Source organism: Nocardiopsis trehalosi NBRC 14201, from assembly GCF_001552555.1.
GTDB classification, from domain to species: Bacteria; Actinomycetota; Actinomycetes; order Streptosporangiales; family Streptosporangiaceae; genus Nocardiopsis_B; species Nocardiopsis_B trehalosi.
Map to the genome: position 1 here is coordinate 104340 of NZ_BCRK01000001.1, position 17237 is coordinate 121576.

14 protein-coding genes and 1 pseudogene are annotated in these 17237 nt (G+C 78.1%); 3 read left to right on the forward strand and 12 right to left on the reverse strand.

Annotation, left to right across the window (positions count from 1 at the left end):
• Positions 1-110 precede the first annotated feature (110 nt).
• Positions 111-3470, reverse strand: a complete 3360-nt coding sequence (locus NT8_RS00545) for a BTAD domain-containing putative transcriptional regulator (protein WP_067962665.1) — start codon at positions 3468-3470, stop codon at positions 111-113.
• Positions 3471-4219: 749 nt separating this feature from the next.
• The gene (locus NT8_RS00555; RefSeq protein ID WP_245645978.1) at positions 4220-5098 is read right to left on the reverse strand and encodes a TIGR03619 family F420-dependent LLM class oxidoreductase; all 879 of its coding nucleotides are present in this window, start codon (positions 5096-5098) and stop codon (positions 4220-4222) included.
• A gap of 308 nt (positions 5099-5406) precedes the next feature.
• Here NT8_RS00555 and NT8_RS00560 point away from each other — a divergent pair, with 308 nt between their 5' ends.
• Together NT8_RS00560 and NT8_RS00565 are read left to right on the forward strand one after the other, a co-directional pair.
• Positions 5407-6078 carry a sulfotransferase family protein gene (locus NT8_RS00560; RefSeq protein ID WP_067962674.1) on the forward strand — a complete coding sequence of 224 codons (672 nt, stop codon included), beginning with the start codon at positions 5407-5409 and terminating at the stop codon, positions 6076-6078.
• Positions 6079-6181: 103 nt separating this feature from the next.
• Positions 6182-7060, forward strand: a complete 879-nt coding sequence (locus NT8_RS00565; RefSeq protein WP_067962678.1) for an alpha/beta fold hydrolase — start codon at positions 6182-6184, stop codon at positions 7058-7060.
• Positions 7061-7227: 167 nt separating this feature from the next.
• On the opposite strand, the gene NT8_RS00570 is transcribed toward NT8_RS00565, so the two are convergent.
• A complete protein-coding gene (locus NT8_RS00570; protein WP_157515424.1) occupies positions 7228-7542 on the reverse strand; it encodes a hypothetical protein in 315 nt (104 codons plus the stop codon).
• A gap of 376 nt (positions 7543-7918) precedes the next feature.
• On the opposite strand from NT8_RS00570, the gene NT8_RS00575 reads away from it, so the two are divergent.
• A complete protein-coding gene (locus NT8_RS00575) occupies positions 7919-8266 on the forward strand; it encodes a hypothetical protein (protein ID WP_067962683.1) in 348 nt (115 codons plus the stop codon).
• 292 nt (positions 8267-8558) lie between these two features.
• Here the strand turns inward: NT8_RS00575 and NT8_RS00580 are convergent, their stop codons facing one another.
• From NT8_RS00580 to NT8_RS00620, 9 genes and pseudogenes are all read right to left on the reverse strand, one after another.
• Positions 8559-10115 (reverse strand): helix-turn-helix domain-containing protein, encoded by a 1557-nt coding sequence (locus NT8_RS00580; protein ID WP_217999037.1) that lies wholly within the window; start codon positions 10113-10115, stop codon positions 8559-8561.
• A 333-nt stretch (positions 10116-10448) separates the two neighbouring features.
• Positions 10449-10934, reverse strand: a complete 486-nt coding sequence (locus tag NT8_RS00585) for a hypothetical protein (RefSeq protein WP_067962686.1) — start codon at positions 10932-10934, stop codon at positions 10449-10451.
• 371 nt (positions 10935-11305) lie between these two features.
• Positions 11306-11803, reverse strand: coding sequence for a hypothetical protein (locus tag NT8_RS00590; RefSeq protein ID WP_067962689.1), 498 nt, complete (start codon positions 11801-11803; stop codon positions 11306-11308).
• Between the two features lie 153 nt (positions 11804-11956).
• A complete protein-coding gene (locus tag NT8_RS00595) occupies positions 11957-13270 on the reverse strand; it encodes an erythromycin esterase family protein (RefSeq protein WP_084468526.1) in 1314 nt (437 codons plus the stop codon).
• A 164-nt stretch (positions 13271-13434) separates the two neighbouring features.
• On the reverse strand, positions 13435-14265 hold the full coding sequence (locus NT8_RS00600) for a CPBP family intramembrane glutamic endopeptidase (protein ID WP_067962694.1): 831 nt from the start codon (positions 14263-14265) through the stop codon (positions 13435-13437).
• A gap of 85 nt (positions 14266-14350) precedes the next feature.
• Entirely contained in the window at positions 14351-14986 is a 636-nt protein-coding gene (locus NT8_RS00605; RefSeq protein ID WP_067962696.1) for a maleylpyruvate isomerase family mycothiol-dependent enzyme, read from the reverse strand.
• 160 nt (positions 14987-15146) lie between these two features.
• Entirely contained in the window at positions 15147-16430 is a 1284-nt protein-coding gene (locus NT8_RS00610; protein ID WP_067962700.1) for an RNA polymerase sigma factor, read from the reverse strand.
• A 4-nt stretch (positions 16431-16434) separates the two neighbouring features.
• Positions 16435-16785 carry a YciI family protein gene (locus NT8_RS00615; RefSeq protein WP_067962703.1) on the reverse strand — a complete coding sequence of 117 codons (351 nt, stop codon included), beginning with the start codon at positions 16783-16785 and terminating at the stop codon, positions 16435-16437.
• Between the two features lie 147 nt (positions 16786-16932).
• A pseudogene (locus NT8_RS00620) lies at positions 16933-17237 on the reverse strand (serine hydrolase); the annotation flags it as partial.

Sequence of the window (17237 nt, forward strand, 5' to 3'; positions counted from 1 at the left end):
CGCGATCGCGGCGGCGCCGGCCCGCCGCGGCCGTCCCGCGCCCTGTCAGCGGCGCCCGGCGCTGTGGCCGCCGGCGGCAGGGTCCCGAGGGCGCCGGCCCCGGGGCCCGTTCACCCCGGGCCGGGCGGTCCGCCGTCCTGGGGTGCGCGGGCGGCGGCGGTGGCGAAGGGGTCGCCGGCCTGGTCGGCCACCGCGTGGGCGCGGCGGGTGTGGGCGGCGGCATCGCCCGGGCGGCCCAGGGCGGCGGCGAGGCCGGCCAGGTGGGCGGCGACCGGGCCGAGGGTGAGCAGCCCGCTGCCGGCGCCCGCCAGTTCACCGGCGGCGGGGAGCAGCCGCTCATAGGCGCGCTCCATCGCCGCCCGGTCGCCGGCGGCGATCGCGGCCCGCGCGCCGAGGCAGGTCAGGGCCTCGGCGAGCAGGCCGGGCGGGGCGTCGGGCGGCACCGGCCCGCCCTCCGGATCGGCCAGGGGGCGGGCCCACGGCGCGTAGGGCCCCCAGTCCGCCCCGTCCTCGGGTGGCGCCTGCGGGGCGCCGGTGCGCAGCCGCAGGCAGAGCAGTGCCAGCGGGACCACCCCCTCCTCCACGCCGGGCATGCCCGCCCCGGCCAGGCGGTCCCCCGCCGCCCGGTAGGCGGCCTCGGCCTCCTCGGTCCGGCCCGCGACGGCGGCCCGCAGCGCCGTGTAGCCCTGGGTGAACACCCCCACGAGCGGGATGCCGTAGCGGGCCCCCAGCCGGTCGGCGGCCTCGGCGTGGGCGTCGGCGGCGGTGAGGTCGGCCAGCGCGCTCCGGGCCTGGAGCAGCACCAGGTGGCCCAGCACCTCGAAGGTCACCAGCCCGTTGCGGGCGCCGAGGTCGACCAGTTCGGCGCCGATCGCGGCCCGCTCCGGCGCCCGCCCCGCGCGGTCGAAGGACTGCATGAAGCGGGCGTTGAGCGCCAGCGCGAGCAGCGCGGGGTCGCCGAGGCGGCGGGCCGCGGCCTCGGCGGTGCGGGCGGCGTCGGCCCCCCGCGCGGAGGCGGTGCCGCGCGACTCCAGGGCGATGGCGGCCAGCAGCCGCGCCCGCAGCCGTTCGCGGTCGGCGGGCAGCGCCGCCAGGGCGCGCTCGGCGGCGGCCGTGACGCTCCGGGCCAGGCCGGGGTCGTCGTCGCGGGTCCACAGCGCGGGCACGTCGAAGGCCGTGACGACCTCGGCGGTCAGGACGGGGTCACCCAGCCCTTCGGCGGCGGCGACGGCCTCGGCGCGGTGCCGGCGGGCGTCGGCCAGCCGGCCGGTGACGGCCAGTGCCCGCACCAGGCCCATGACCGCGTACAGCCTCCCCCGCACGTCGCCGTCGCCCGCGCGGTCGTGGGCGTCGACGGCGGCGGCCCACCACCGGGCCGCCTCGTGCGGGGCGAACCGGTGCTCGGCGGCCGCTGCGGCGGCGCCGGCGTGGTGCGCGGCGCGGGCGGTCGCGCCCGGGGTCCCGGCGCGGGCGAAGTGGTGGGCGGCGGCACCGTGGTCGTCGGGGCGCAGCCGCTCCAGGGCCTCGGCGGCGGCCAGGTGCCAGCGGGCGCGGCGCGGGCCGGACACCTCCTCGTAGAGGGCGTCGCGGACCAGGACGTGGGCGAACCGGGTCCGGCCGTCGCCGTCCTCGGTGAGGAACTCCGCCGCCAGCGCCGCGTCGAGGGAGTCCAGGAGGTCGGCGGGGTCGCCGGCCGCCGCGGCGAGCACGTCGGGGTCGACGTCGCGGCCGATCACCGACGCCTGCCGCAGCAGCCCTTGGGCGGGCGCGGGCAGCGCCGCCAGCCGGTGCCGGATGACGTCGCGCACCCCGGCGGGGACCGCGTCGAGCCCGGCGGCGCCCTCGGCGGCCGAGAGCCGGGCGAGTTCGCGGACGAAGAACGGGTTGCCGCCGCTGCGCCGGTGGATCGCCCGCACCACCGCCGGGTCGGGGCCGCCGCCGATGACGCCGCCGATCACCGCCGCGGTGGCGGCCTCGTCCAACCCGCCCAGGTAGACGCGGACGGGTTCGCGCGGGGCCAGCCGGGCCAGGGCGGCCGACAGCGGTGGGGTGATCTCCCCGGTGCGGTGGGTGCCGATGAGCAGCACCGGGCCGGGGAACACCTCCCCCGCCAGGGCGGTGAACAGGTCCAGGGTCTCCTCCCCGGCGCGGTGCAGGTCGTCCATGACCACCGCGACCGGGCCGCGCGCGGCGGCGGAGGCGAGCAGGGCGGCGGCGCGGCGCAGCGCGCGGAACCGGGCGGCGGCCGCGTCGCCGGGAGCGGGGCCGGGGTCGGGTTCGGGCGCGGTGGCCCCGGCGGCAGCGAGCGCGGCGGCCGCGCGCGACCACGCCCACTCCCCCGGCGCCCCGTCGTGTTCGGGGCTCGGCCCCCGGGCGACCGTCCAGCCGCGTTCGGTGAGGCGGCGGGCGAACGCGGCGGCCAAGGCGGTCTTGCCCGCGCCGGGACCGCCCGAGACCAGGGCGGCCGCGGGGGTGCGGTCCGCTGCGGCGGTGGCGGCCGCGCGCTCCAGCAGGTCGAGTTCGACGTCGCGGCCCACGAACGGGCGGTCGGCGGGGGCGAGCGGCGGGCGCGGGGCGGGCGCCCCGTCGGCCGCCGGTGCGGGGTCGCGGTCGGCAGGGGCGGGGGCCGGGCGGGAGTGCGGTGGGGCGGCGGACGCGGCGGGCCCCTCGGGGACCAGGTCCGGGTCCTGGGCGAGGACGGCGGCCTCCAGCCGGCGCAGCGCGGGGCCGGGTTCGACGCCCAGCTCGTCCACCAGCGCCGCGCGGGCGGCGCGCAGCGCGGCGAGCGCGTCGCCCTGGCGGCCGCAGCGGTACAGCGCGAGGGCGAGGTGGTGCCAGGCGTCCTCGCGCAGCGGGTGGGCGCGGGTGTGGGCCTCCAGGTCGGGGACGGCGTCGGCCGCCCGGCCCAGGGCCAGCAGCGCCTCGGCCCGCCGCTCCACGGCGAGCAGCCGCAACCCGTCCAAGCGGTCGGCGGCGCCGCGCGCCCAGGCGTGGTCGGCGAACTCGGCGTAGGCCGGGCCGCGCCACAGGGCGAGGGCGCCGTCGAGCAGGGCGGGGACACCGTCGGGGCGGCCCTCGGCGAGGAGGGCCCCGGCGCGGGCGACGGCGGCCGCGAACCGGTCGGCGTCGACCGCCTCGGGGGCGGCGCGCAGCGCGTAGCCGGGCGGGGCGGTGACCAGCAGCCGGGCGGGGGCGCGGCGGGGGCGGTCGGGTTCGAGCGCCTGGCGCAGGGCGGCGACGAAGGTGCGGATGGCCGCGACGGCGCCGTCGGGCGGGTCGTCCCACAGGTCGTCGGCGAGCCGGTCGACGGGCACGGTGCGGCCCCGGGACACGAGCAGCCGTGCCAGCACCGCCCGGTGTCGGGGGCCCTTCAGCGCGAGGGGGCCGCCGGGGCCGTCGGCCTCCAGCGGGCCCAGGACGCGGAACGCCACCGCTGTGTCCGCTGTGTCCGCCGCCTCCGCCCTGGTCATCCGCCCAATCTATCCGCCACCGGCGCCCGCCCCGACGGCGCGGCGGGCGGCATCCGGCGCGGCGGCGGCCGACGGCCGCACGGGCGGTCCGGCCCTCCGGCGCGTCCGTGGGGAACCCATCCCGCGCCCCGTTCCGCGCGCGCATCCGGACGGCGGAACGGGGATGCGCGGCGGCGGCCCCCGGACCACAAAGACGCGATCACACCGGACCTGGCCGGGCTCCCCGCCGTCCCCGAGGTCTCCGACGAGCGCGAACGGGACAGGGAGACGCGCCGGGTGCCCTCCACCGTCCCGCGCGGCCACTACGCGATCGAACCCGAGCCTGGGGGTTTCCCCTACGTCCTGCAGGAGGACCAGGAGGACCCGCAGCGGTCGCAGCCGCGCGGACCCCTGTTCTGCCGGGAGGAGGGCTTCGTCATCTCGGCGGGCAGCCGGGGGACGGTGGTGCTGCACCCCGACGACGCCGCCGGCCTCCGGCCGCTGCCCGGCGGGGAGAACAGCACCGGGTGCTGCGGGCGGCCCAACCTGGCCTGCGGCTGCGGCGCCCCGGTCGCCACCCTCGCGGCCGACTGCTTCGCCCCTACGAACTCCACCTCGACCCCGCCCGGACCCGGCCGTCCACGGGCTGGCACGGGGGCCGGCCCGCCTCCCGCCGCCCCCTCTGCGGCGGCGATACGCCGGAGCGGGGCGGTCTCCGCGACGCGGGTGGTGAGCGATGAGGAGAGAGGCCCGCCCGCTCTCCCCCGCGATCAGACCGCCGTGGGCCGGGCGGGGAGGGCGAAGCGCGCGGCGAACGCCGACATCTGGTCGCGCTGCCGGTCCGGTTCGGCGGCGGTGGGGCTCACGACGATCCGAGTCACGCCCTGCTCGGCTAGCTCCTGGACCTGCTCGGCGGACATGTCGATGGACCCCCACCGCGTGTACTCCAGCGCGTCCGGGTCGCGGCCGGCCTCGCGCGCGGTCGACCGGGCGAGGTCCATCTGGGCGGCGCGCTCCTCGGGCGTGAGCGCGCCGCCGGGGAAGTAGCCGTCGCCGCGCCGCCCGGCGCGGCGTGCGGCCGCCCGGCTCGAACCGCCCACGTGGATCGGCAGGTGGGTGACCCCGAGGGGCTTGGGGAAGCTGCACAGGTCCGCGAAGGAGAAGAACTCCCCGGCGAAGCCGACGCCCTCGGCGCCGCCGGCCCACAGCAGGCGCAGCACGTCGATCGCCTCGTCCGCGCGGCGGCCGCGCGTGGTGAAGTCGACCCCGACCGCCGCGGCCTCCCCGGGCAGGGTCCCCAGCCCCACGGTCAGCAGCCGCATCCGCCCCCGGGACAGCACGTCGATGGTCGCCAGCCGCTTCGCGAGGACCACCGGATGGTGGTACGGCAGCAGCAGCACCCCCGTCCCGAGCAGGATGCGGTCGGTCGCCGCGGCGACGAAGGCCAGGCAGTCGAGCGGGTCGGCGTACGGCAGCGCCGGCGGGATCTCATGGGCGCCGGCCCGCGCACCGGGGTACACCGCGATGTGCTCCGGAACGTACAGCGCCTCGAACCCGCACTCCTCGGCGTGCCGCGCGAAGGCGGTGATCCGGTCCGGGTCGACGCCGAAGAAGGGCGTGCTGTAGCTGATCGCGAATCTCATCGTCATGGCTCCGGGGGTCGGCGCGCGTCGTCTCCGACGGCTGCTGGGGTGGTGACCGGCGGGGCGCGACGCTCGCCAGTGCGCGGCGGGCGGCGTGCCGGTCGCGGCCACGCTAGGCCCTGCCGTCGGCGTCAACACAAGGCCGCCGGAGGCGGCCGCCACCGCGCCCCGGCGCGCCGGGGCGGGGATTCGGTCCGCACCGAACCGCCCCCCGGCATCGATCGCACTTCGCGCTCAGGTGCGGACACACGGTGATCGGGGTATCTGCGCGACGAGGCGCGGCGACCGGCCGCGCGGCTCGAAAGGGGTCGGGGATGCAGGTCATCGGTGCCGGGTTCCCGCGCACGGGGACGAGTTCGATGAAGGTCGCCCTGGACCGGTTGGGCTTCGGCCCCTGCCTGCACATGTTCGAGGTGATGGGCTCGCCCGACCTCTCGCGGCGCTGGGGCGCCATCGCGGACCGCCCGGCGGCCGAGGTGGACTGGCCGGACCTCATGGCGGGCTGGCGCTCCGCCGTGGACTGGCCGGCGGCGTTCTTCTGGCGGGACCTCGCCGACGCCTTCCCCGAGGCGAGGATCCTGCTGACCGTGCGCGAGCCGCGCGGCTGGTACCGGAGCATCCGCGACACCATCTTCCGCGAGGGGCACGAGCGTCTGGACGGCGAGGGCGCCGCCCCCCACCTGGGCGCGCTCATCCCGCTGCTCGACCGCCTACACCGGGCCCACTTCGGCGGCGGGTTCGGCCAGACGCCCGACGAGCGCACCGCCGTGGCCGCCTTCGAGCGGCACACCGACCGGGTGTGCGCGGAGGTCCCCGCCGACCGGCTCCTGGTGTACCGCTGCGGCGACGGCTGGGAGCCCCTGTGCGCGTTCCTCGGCGTACCGGTCCCCGACGCCCCCTTCCCCCACCTCAACGACACTGCGGCGATGCGCCGCAAGCAGGACCTGATGCGCGACGGCCACCTCCCCACCCTCCACGACCCCTGAGGCGCGGCGAGGCCCGGGTGCCGGGCGGCGCTCATCCGCCGCTCATCGGACGCTGATCCGCGCCGTGGAGGCTGGTCCCACAGCACCGAACGAAGGGACCACCATGGAACCGAGGATCACCGGATTCGACTACCGGCGCGTCACCGTCGCCGACGGCGTCGAGCTCAACGCGGCCGTCGGGGGCACCGGCAGCCCGATCGTGCTGCTGCACGGGTTCCCGCAGACGCACCTGATGTGGCGGCACGTCGCGGCCGACCTGGCCGCCGACCACACCGTCATCTGCCCCGACCTGCGCGGCTACGGCGACAGCGACAAGCCCGCCGACCCCGACGGCACAACCTACGCCAAGCGCACCATGGCGGCCGACGTGGTCGCCCTGGCGCGGGCGCTGGGCCACGACCGGTTCGCGCTGGCCGGCCACGACCGGGGCGCGCTCGTCGCGATCCGCGCCGGGCTGGACCACCCCGACGCGGTCACCCACCTGGCCTCGCTCGACGTGCTGCCGACCCTGGACATGTGGGAGGTGCTGCACGGGGTGTCGGCGGCGGTCGGCTTCCACCTGTACCTCATGGCGCAGCCGCCCGGGCTCCCGGAGACGCTGATCGGCGCCGCGCCCGACGCGTTCTTCGGCCACTTCCTCGACCTGTGGGCGCGCGACCCCGAGGCGATCCCCGCCGACGTGCGCGCCGCCTACCTGCGGGCGAGCCGGGAGGCGGTGCCGTCCATCGTCGCCGACTACCGCGCCTCGGCCGGGATCGACGTGGCGCATGACACGGCCGACCGCGACGCCGGGAACCGGCTGCGCATGCCGGTGGCGGTGCTCCAGCAGGACTGGGGCGCGGCGCTGGGCTACGACGCCGCCGCCGTGTGGCGGGCGTGGGCCCCCGATCTGCGCCACTCCACCGTCACCTGCGGCCACTTCATGGCCGAGGAGGCCCCGGCGGAGGTCGTCAAGGCGCTGCGCGGCCTGCTGGCCGCCTGAGGCGGGCGGCGCCGGTGGCGCCGCGCCCGCGGCGGACCCGCCGGGCCGAAAGGACGGTCCGGCCCGGCGGGTCCATGGAATCACCCCGCCCGCGCGGTCACCCGCTGCGGGCGGGCGGCGGTGGGGGCGGGGCCGGCAGGCCGGCGGCCGCTCCTACCGCAGCAGGATCAGATCCTCCGGCCCTGGGACCGCATCTCGACGTGGCGGCGCACGGTCCGCGCGTCGTCGCCCTCCCGCCGACCCCCGGTCTGAGCACCGCCCCCGCCCGTGGTCGCGTTGGCCACGGCCTCCGTGATGCTGGGGGTCTTGAGCCGCGCGGCCCGCAGGGCGTACTCCGCTTCGGTCTCCCCCGTCTCCAGCTTCCCGAGGGGGGACTCGCTGCCGCCGCTGCCGCTGTTGTTGCCGCTGTTGTTATTCGAAGAAGAGTTGTCCGATCCGCGATTACGGAATATGCCCATAAATAGTTCCTTTGCGTGTGTCATGGCACCGGATCGTGCGGTCCGATCGCAAGATCGTAAATGCACACGCAGTAATGAACAACAGCCACATACGTGCACCTAACGGACATTCGCCGTGGATTGGGTCGATCGGAGCGCGAGGCGTGTCCGGCACCCCGCCCCCGACCGCCGAACGGCCCGGCCGGATCGGGCCGAAGGGTTCCGCCGTCCGGGGCGAGTGGCGAGGGTGCGCGCATGCCCGAGCCTGCGACCGTCCCCCTGCGTTCCGGCGACCCCGATCGGATCGGCCCCTACCGGCTGCGCGCCCGCCCGGGCGGACGCGGAATGGGCGTCGTCTACCTGGGGCACTCGCCGGGCGGGCACACGGTGGCGGTGAAAGTGGTCCACCCCGACCTGGCGGGTGATCCGGCTCTCCGGCACCGGTGTCGTCGGCGCCATAGCCGGCCTGTGGGCGTTCGCGGCGCGTCCACTGCGCATCGTCATGCACGTCAGCGGGTTGGACATCGATGAGCGGACGATCCGCTGGAGCGACCTGGCCCGCGTCGACCTGGTCGGAGACGCGCCGGGCGCCCGGCCCGTGCTCTGGCCCCGCGACCGCGAGGCGGACCTGCCCGGGACGGCCTTCCACGGCGGCACGGCCGTGTGCTCCGCCCGCCAGGTCGGCACGGGCCAGGGGCACGAGGCCGGGCGGTCGCGGGCGGCGCTGAGCGTCTTCGCCGCTGGTGTGGAGTCCCCGCCGCTGCTCTGACCGGCCGGTCGCGGCCCACCGGTGCCGCGGCCACCGGTGACGGGTCCGTCCTCCCCGTCACCGGTGGCCGCGCCGACCGGCCCCCCGCCCCCTCGACGCCGCCGGTGGCCCGCTCCGGGCCGGACACCCGCCCGGAGCGGCGCCGCCGCGGACGCGCCGACCCCCCGAGGCCCGGACGCCGACGGCGGCGCGGAGCAGACGTTAAAGGGGCCGGCGCCCGCCGGGCAATGCCCACGGTGCACGACTTCGCATCCCCGACTGCCCACGGTGCACAACCGCGCGGCCCGACCGATCACGGTGCACGGTCGGCGATGCGCAGCGCGTGGACGAGGTCGTGGGTGCCGGGGCCGGGCACCAGGAGGTCGCGGTTGAGCAGCCGCTCGGCGGTGCGCAGGCGGGCGCGGACGGTGGTGCGGTTGATGCCGAGCTCCCGGGACGTGCGCTGGGCGTCGGTGCCGGACGCGATCCAGGCGCGCAGCGTGTCCGCCACGGGGTCGTGGGGGCCGTCGAACACGGGTTTGAGGAACGTCTCGGCCCAGGCGGCGGCCTCCTCCCCCGCGAGCAGCGCGTCCAGGCGCGGCGCGGGCCGGGTGCCGTCCGACCCGCCCTGCCCGTCCGACCCGACCGGTCCATCCGACCCGATCGGCCCGAGCGGCGCGAGGTCGTCGACGGCCAGGGCGAGGGCGAGGTCGGCGCGGGCGTCGACGCGGCGCAGGTCCGCGCCCAGCGCCTCCTCGACCCGCCGCAGGTGCGCCGCGACGGTGTTGCGGCTGATGTCCAGCAGGCGCGCGACGCCGGTGTGCGGGAAGGCCAGGGCCAGGCGCACGACGTCGAGGCTGAGCCGGGGCAGGGGCCGGACCGGCGCCAGCACCGCGTCGGCCCAGGCGCGGGCGGCGGTGCGCGGCAGCAGCCGGGCCAGCGGCGCCGCCCCCTGGTAGGGCGCCGCGCGCTGCGGTGTGCCGCGGGCCGCCGCCAGGGCGTGGCGGGCCTGCTCGTAGGCGCGCGCCGTCTCCGCCAGGGGGTGCGGGGCGCTGATGCCCAGCGCGTAGCGCGGGGTGTCGCGGACCATGGAGCGCAGCAGGGCCGCGAGGCCGCTGTCGCCCTCGCCGTCGTCGTCGGCGACCAGGCAGATGACGTGGGCGTCGAAGACCGGGCAGCGCAGCATGAGGTGGCGGCCGTGGTAACCGGACGCGTCCTGGAACCGCTCGATGACCGGGTCCCGGTCACCCGGCGGGCACGACAGCAGGTGCACGCGGACGCGTTCGCGGTCCAGCAGCGGGGGGACCGCGCCGACCGTCATCCGGCGGGCGAGCGCCAGGTCGCCCGCCATCAGCGCCATGAACACCGCCACCCGCACCCGGGCGACGGCGTCCTGGTAGCGCCGGGCGGCGTCGTCGGCGCGGTGCAGCCGCCGCAGCGCCTCGATGACGGTCCCGGTGTGCGACGCCAGGGCGGTGACCTCCCGGGCGGGCGGCGAGGGCGCCGCGACGACCAGGACGGGCCCCGGCGCGGCCGGCCCCAGCGCCTCGCAGCGGACGTGCAGCCCCGCGGCCTCCGTCGCCGCCGCCGCGAGCCTGCGCCCGGCCAGTTCGGCCAGGACGGGGCGCAGGGCCGCGATGAGGTCGGGGGTGATCCCGGCGGTGGCGACCAGCGCCCTGCCGTGCGCGTCCACCAGGGCGATGTCGGCCCCGGTGTGGTGCGCGAGCCGGTCGGCGATCCGCTGCGGCTGGGCGTCGGTGCCCCGGGCCAGGCCCCGGCGCATCTGGCGCAGCAGGACGTCGAACACCTCAGGGGCCGCAGCGGGGCGGCCGTCCGGGGCCGCCGGACGGGGCTGTGGGGCGGGGGTCACGGGAGCACGGGGGCGTCCGCGAAGCGGGCGCGGTCCGGGCGGCGGGTCGCGGGGCCGCGCCGGTGCGGCCGTGGGGCGCGGGGGATGGCGGGGATCAGGGCAAGGATGAACCGGGGCATGTCATCCCATCGATACGTCGGCGGGGGTTCCGATTCTCCTCGCGCGCGTCCCCCGCGGCATAGGCGCGCGGCTGGCCCGCACCGGCCAGCCCGCCCGCCGGGGCCCGATGGCCCAGCCCAGGGGGGCCGCCCCCCGGGCCGACCGCAGACGGCCACCCGGCCGACGTGTCCCATCCGGCCCACCTGACGCGGTCGGCGCCCCCGGGCGGCGGGTCTACCCCGCTCCCGGAGGCGCGGGCCAGGACAGGTCCTCGCTGTCCTCGGGGACCCCCGATTCGGCGCAGGTCGCGGCGGACTCCCGCGACGCGTCGGTGATGCGCCACGAGGGATCGCTCCCATCGGCGGTGGAGACGGAGTGGGCGGTCCGGACCCCCCATGCGTGCACTCCGGGCGTTCCGGCGTGCAGGTCGCCGCAGCTCCGGGTGAGATGCATCTGCAAGGCCCGCGCGGCCGGCATCGAGGCGACGCCCCGCTCGTCGGGCAGGACCGCCCGCAGCTCGGAGAGCGCGGCCAGGCGCGTCGCCGCGTCCGATGCTCCGAGGTTCTGGACCGCCTGTGTCACGTGGGACGCCTGCCACTGTTCGCGCGACAGCTCCGCCTGCTGCGCGGACTGGTAGGCCGACACGGCGGTGAAGAGCAGGGCGAGGGCCGCGAGGGCGGTGGCCGCGACCTTGGAGGCGTGTGCCCCTCTCTCTCCCACCGGGTGCGGCGGGCAGGGGGCGGCGGCGCCGGAGCCGTGACCGGCGACGGGGCGGGGACGGCCGGGGGGCGGCGGGTTCGGGTACGGGCGAGCGTGAAGCCGATCGCCGCGCCGGCGGCGACCAGCGCGCGCGGGGCCGAGCGTGGGGTGGGGGGGCAGAGGAGAATCATCGGCGATTCCCGACCCGGCGCGTCACCGTCGAGCGGCCCGGCCCCGTGGTCGGGCACTCTGCGGGCGCGGGTCCCCGGGGCGCCGCACGTGGCCGCTCCCCACCGAGGCAGGGACACCGTGCGCCCATGGCCTCCTCCGGCTCGCCACCGCCCGCCCCTTGCGGTCCCCCCGCTGCGCGGGAGCGTGCGGCGGCCGGTGCCTCAGCGCCCGCCCCATGGCGCGCGCGACACCGCGAACGCGCCCAGGAGCAGCAGCACCAGGACCAGCGCCCCGCCGTCGGTGACCAGCGTCGGCAGCACACCCGCCGGGCCGTACAGGTCGAGCGAGGCGCGGAACACCTCCGCCGGAACGGCGGCCACCCCCACCGCCTGCGCCGCGTTCACCGCCACCGCCGTCCAGAACACCCCCCGCCCGCCGCCCGGCAGCACCGCGAGCACCCCCACCGCGTTGCCCGCGACGAATAGCCAGCCCACGGCCCGGAACGTGTCGAGGAACCCGGGCGCGGCGGCCGCCGCCTCGGCCGGGCCCATGCCCGCCAGGCGCATGGCGTGCTCCAGCATCGCCAGGTCGACCACCACCACGTTCTGCAGCAGGGTGCCGACCGCGAACACGGCCGAGCACGCGGCGGTCAGCACGCGCAGCCGCCACTGCCAGGCGGCGGGCAGCGCGCGCGGGAGCGGCGGCGACGACACGGCCATGGGGGCACCTCTCCTCGGTTGCGGTGCGGCGAGGCTAACCGCGCCGGCCGGCCCCGCGCAGCGACGCGGCCACCCCCGCCGAGGGTGCGGGGAACACGACCACCGGCCGGGGTGCGGGCCCCCGCGTCGCGGCGGCGCGGCCCGCGCCCCGGGTCACAGGTCCAGGTCGGGCAGAACCGTCGTCGCCGGCACCGCCAGCACCCCGTCGAACGCCTCGGCGACCGGCGTGTGCAGGTAGCCGGCCTGCATACGCAGCCGGTCGGGGACCTGCTCCGGCGCGAGCCCCGCCCGGCGGGCGGCCCGCAGGTCGGCCAGGACCGGCCGCGCATTGCCACCGGCCCCGGCCAGTTCGGCCTCGACGCTGCCCGCCTCGGGCGCACCCAGCTCGGTGTCCTCCACGACGAACCCGAACTCCGCGGTCTCCACCCGCACCATCTCAGCGGTGCGCCCGCCGATGCCGGTCAGCGCCAAGGGGGCGTAGTCGGCCCCCAGCGCCTCGTCCAGGAACAGCCCCATGGGCAGCCCGGTCAGCTGCCCGTCGAAGGAGACGGGGGTGCGCTGGATGTGGGCGTTGTGCGCCATGACCACGGCGCGCGTGCCCGGCGGGCGGCGCCGCAGGTGCCACAGCAGCGAGTCGGCCATGTAGCGGTCGCGCGCGGAGGTGTCGGCGGTCATCCCGGTGCCCGCGAACAGCCCGGCCATGGCCCGGAACGTGTACTCGGTCGCCACGGCGCCCTCGACCCGGCGCAGGGCCAGGTCGAAGGCGGCCCGGCCGCCCCGCTCGACGTACAGCGGCTCCACGGCGCGCAGCCGCAGCAGCAGCCGGGACAGGACCGCGCTGAGGGCGTCCTGCTCGGCGGCGGGGGTCCGCTCCCACCGGGGGGCGGCCGACGCCTGGCTGCGGCCGGAGAACGACGCCGCGACGCGCAGTGCGGTATCGACCAGCGGCAGCGCCTCGGGGTCGACGTCGCGCAGGTAGGCGGCGACGGGGTCGAGTGCGGGCCGCAGCGACCCCCCGGCCTCGGGCACGTCGACCCCGCCGAACGCGACCGGGTGCTCGGCGGCGGCGTTGTGCCGGCGCAGCCGGTGCAGCAGGGGGTCCAGGCCCATGGGCAGCCGGGCGGCGGTCGCGGCGGCGAGGTCGGTGGCGCCGCCCTCGCCGTGGACCCAGGCGTCGAGCGGGACGCCCTCGCTGAACCCGTACTCGAAGGTGAGCAGGGTGAACCCGCGGCGTTCGACCAGGTGGCGCAGCAGGCGTTCGCGCAGCTTCCCGAACTCGGTGATGAAGTGGGAGTTCTCGCCGATCGCGACGACCCGCGCGTCGCCGATGACCCCGTCCAGCGCGGCCAGGTCGTCCAGCGGCGCGTCGGGGTCGACGTGGTCCAGCGGCGCGGTGTGGGGGCGCAGCCGCCCGGTGGCGGCGGGGCCGGCATCGGGCGCGGCGGGGCGGGGGCGGTCGTCGGACATGGCGGTGGGCCCTTCGTCGGCGGTGGGACGGCGCCGGCGGCGCGGCACGGCCGCGCGGGCCCGGCGTACCGGCCGCCGCCCGCCGGAGCGGGCTCGCCGCCCGGGACCCTACCCGCGCCCGCCCGGCCGCACCAGCGCTTTTCGACCGCCGACGGCAGCGGCGGTCAGGTGCGCGGAGGGCGCCCCGGGCGGGCGGCGGTGCCGCGCCGGCGGTGGACCGCCAGGGCGATGGCGGCGGCGAGGGTGCACACCGCGGCGAGGGCGGCCTGGCCGGCCGCGCCCGCCTCGTCGGCGGCGAAGGCCAGCATGGCGAGGTTGACCAGGGCGTGGAAGACGCCGGAGACGAGCAGGTTGCCCCGGGGGCCGCCGTCGAGCAGCACGGCGAGCAGCACCGACATCGCCACGCACGCCAGCAGGAAGGACCCCATGTACAGCGGGGACTCGGCGAAAACCTGGACGTGCCAGCAGCCCCAGAGCAGGCCGACGGCCACGGCGGCGGGCAGCAGGCCGAAGCGCCCCTGCAGGCGGGGCTGGAGGTAGCAGCGCCAGCCGACCTCCTCGGCGGCCGCGCCGATGAACTGGGCGGCCACGACGAGCAGGACCGGGGCGGGCAGGTCCTCGGGGGAGATGACGGCCACCCGGCCGGTGGTCGCGGCGCCGACGGCGGCGAGCGCGGCGGCCACGGCCGCACCGACCCCGACCGCCACGGCCAACCCGGTGCCCACGGCGCGGGAGAGCCCCACGGACACGCGGACCACCCGCTGCTCCCGGGGGCGGCGCGCGTGCAGCGCCATGACGGCGAGGACGCCCAGGGCGGGGGCGAACTGGACGATCTCGATGACCACCAGGTCGATCCCCAGGGCGGGCTGGACCGCCACCAGGAGCCCGCCGCCGAGGAAGGTCACGGCGAGGAAGACGCCGACGTCGACCCACATTCGCGGGGGTGCGGGGCGGGCGGGCGCGGGGGCGCGGGAGGAGGAGGCGTCGGTCGACATCACGGCTCTTCTGTTTTGGTGGGTTTTGTCCGATCCGGGGATACTACGCCCTCGCCCGCGCCGCCCCCGCCCCCGGCCGGGCCCGTCAGTCGGGCATGCGTTCGCGCAGCGTCTCGACGCCGTCGCCGTCCAGCTCGTCCAGGTGGGCGGAGCGGCCGGTCATCGCCATGATGAGGGCGAGCGTGCCCCCGCGCACGAGCGGTCCACCACCGGAGGCGAACGGCCCGTCGGTGGCCTGCAGCCGCAGCCCGCGCACCCGGCTCTTGGCGACGACGACCTGGTCGGAGCCCTGGTAGTACTCCGCCACGCGGGTCAGCACGGCGATCGGGCGCTCACCGGCGATGCCCAGGGGCCGCCGGATGTCCTCGCCGTGCACGACCACCTCGCCCAGGATGGCGGGCCCGGGCAGGGGCGGCGACGTCGTGCTGTCGACGACCGCCCGGAAGCGCGCGAGGGTCTCGGCGCCGGAGCCGCCCATCTGCTCGGCCAGGCGCATCGCGACCTGGGCGTCGAAGTCGAACCGGCAGCGGACGACCCCGGCGAACCAGCGCAGGCCGGTCAGGGACGCCGACGACGTGAGGTGGGCGAGGACCTCGCGCACGGTCAGGCCCGCGCACAGCGACGGCGTCGCCCACCGCTCCTCGGTCAGGCCCGACAGGTCGGCGGCGAGCGCCGCGCGCTCGCGGTGGATCAGCGGCCACAGGTCCGCGCGGCCGCTCATCGGCGGGGTCCGTCGTCCGTACGGGGTGCCGGCGGTGTCATGGGTACTCCTTGCGTTGGGCTCGCGCCCTGCTCCGTGTCATGGGTGGGTGGTCGTCGGGGGTACGGCCGTCGGCGCGGCCTGCGGGTCCCGCTCCCGTCGGGACGGGCGCCGGCCGGGGTCACCGCTGCGGCGGAGGGGCGTCGGCGAGGGCGGCGAGGCGGCGGCGCAGGTCGGCCTTGTCCGGGTCGGTGCCGGCCAGGGCGATGGCCTCGCGGTAGGCCGCCGCGGCCTCGGCCGTGCGGCCGAGGCGGGCCAGCAGGTCGGCGCGCGCCGCCGGGTAGGGGTGGTGGCCGCGCAGGCGCGGCTCCCCCGCCAACCCGTCGAGCAGCGCCAGCCCCGCCTCGGGGCCGTCGCGCATGGCCACCGCCGCCGCCCGGTTGAGCGCGACGACCGGCGACGGCGCCAGCGCCATCAGCACGTCGTAGAGCGCCGCGATCTGCGGCCAGTCGGTGGCGTCGGCGTGCGGCGCCTCGGCGTGCAGGGCGGCGATCGCGGCCTGCACCCCGTAGGGGCCGGGCGACCCCCCCGTGAGCGCGGCGACGACCAGGGCGCGCCCCTCGTCGATCATCGCCCGGTCCCAGCGGGCGCGGTCCTGGTCGGCCAGCAGCACCGGGGCGCCGTCGGGCCCGGTGCGGGCGGCGCGGCGGGCGTGCACGAGCAGCAGCAGCGCGAGCAGGCCCGCCGCCTCCCGCTCGGCGGGCATGAGCCGGTGCAGGATGCGCGCCAGGCGGACCGCCTCGGCGGCGAGGTCGGCTCGCTGCAGGTGCGGCCCCGAACTGGCCGCGTACCCCTCGGTGAACACCGAGTACACCGCCGCGAGCACCCCGGGCAGCCGCTCGGGCAGCTCGTCGGGGCCGGGCACCCGGAACGGGATGCGGGCCTCGCGGATCTTGCGCTTGGCGCGCACGATGCGCTGCGCCATCGTCGCGGTCGGGACGAGGTGGGCCCGCGCCGTCTCGGCCGTCGTCAGCCCCGCCAGGCAGCGCAGCAGCAGCGCGCCCCGGTCCTCGGCGGGCAGCGCGGGGTGGGCGCAGGTGAAGAACAGCTGCAGCCGGTCGTCGGGCAGCCCGCCGCCGGCGTCGGCGGGCGGGGCCGGCTCGGCGCGCTCGGCCTCCACCCGCAGCACGGCGAGCCGGTCGGCGTAGGTGCGGTCGCGCCGCAGCCGGTCGACGGCGCGGCGGCGCGCCGTCGTCAGCAGCCAGGCGCCCGGCCTGGCCGGCACGCCTTCGGCCGGCCAGTGCCGCAGCGCCGCCTCGACCGCCTCGGAGGCGACCTCCTCGGCGAGGTCGAGGTCACCGAACCGGCGGACGAGAGAGGCGAGCAGGAGCCCGTGCTCCTCGCGGAACACCGCTTCGACGGACGCGCGCGCGGCGGCCGGGGCCCCGGTGTCCTTCCCGTCCACCGGTTCAGGCCGAGAAGTCGGCGACGGGCCGGACGGTGACGGCGCCGCTGCCGCGCGACCCGGGGCAGCGGGCCGCCCAGTCCAGGGCGGCGTCCAGGTCGGGCACGTCGATGACGTAGAACCCGCCGAGCACCTCGCGGGTCTCGGCGAAGGGGCCGTCGGTGACGGTGCGCTCCCCGGAGGGGGCGACCCGCACGGTGGTGGCGGTGATGAGGTCGGCCAGCGACTCGCCGGAGACGAACACGCCGGCGTCGCGGACCTCCTTGTCGTAGGCCATCCAGTCCTCGACGGTGCACTCGTCGGCGGCGCCGTCGGCGTCGACGGACGTGGTCTGGATCAGCAGCAGGTACTTCATGGTGGGCTCCTTGGGTGCCGGGTCCGCGTGCGGCGTGGCCGCCGTACACCATGACGACGATCGGGGACCCGGCGGATCGACACGGGATCGGACTTTCTCCCGGGTTTTTTCTCCGCGTCCTCCCAGGATGCCCCGGGCCGGCGGCCGTCAGTCGTCGATCGCCTGGTAGAGGGTGGTCCAGAAGTCGTGGATGAGCCGCATCGAGTCCGGGGTGGACATGCCGACCTGGGTGAGGAGGATGCCGGTGACGTCGTTGACCGGGTCGCCGTAGGTGGAGGTGCCGGCGCCGCCGTCCCAGCCGAACTGCCCGACGGGGGCGTAGTCGCCGCGATAGGTGCGCACCGCCATGCCGAAGCCCCAGCCGCCCTGCTGGCCCTGGCCGTGCGACAGGTGGACGAGGTCGCGGGCCCACACGCGCATGTCGGCCGTCTGCTGCGGGGTGAGGCGGTGGG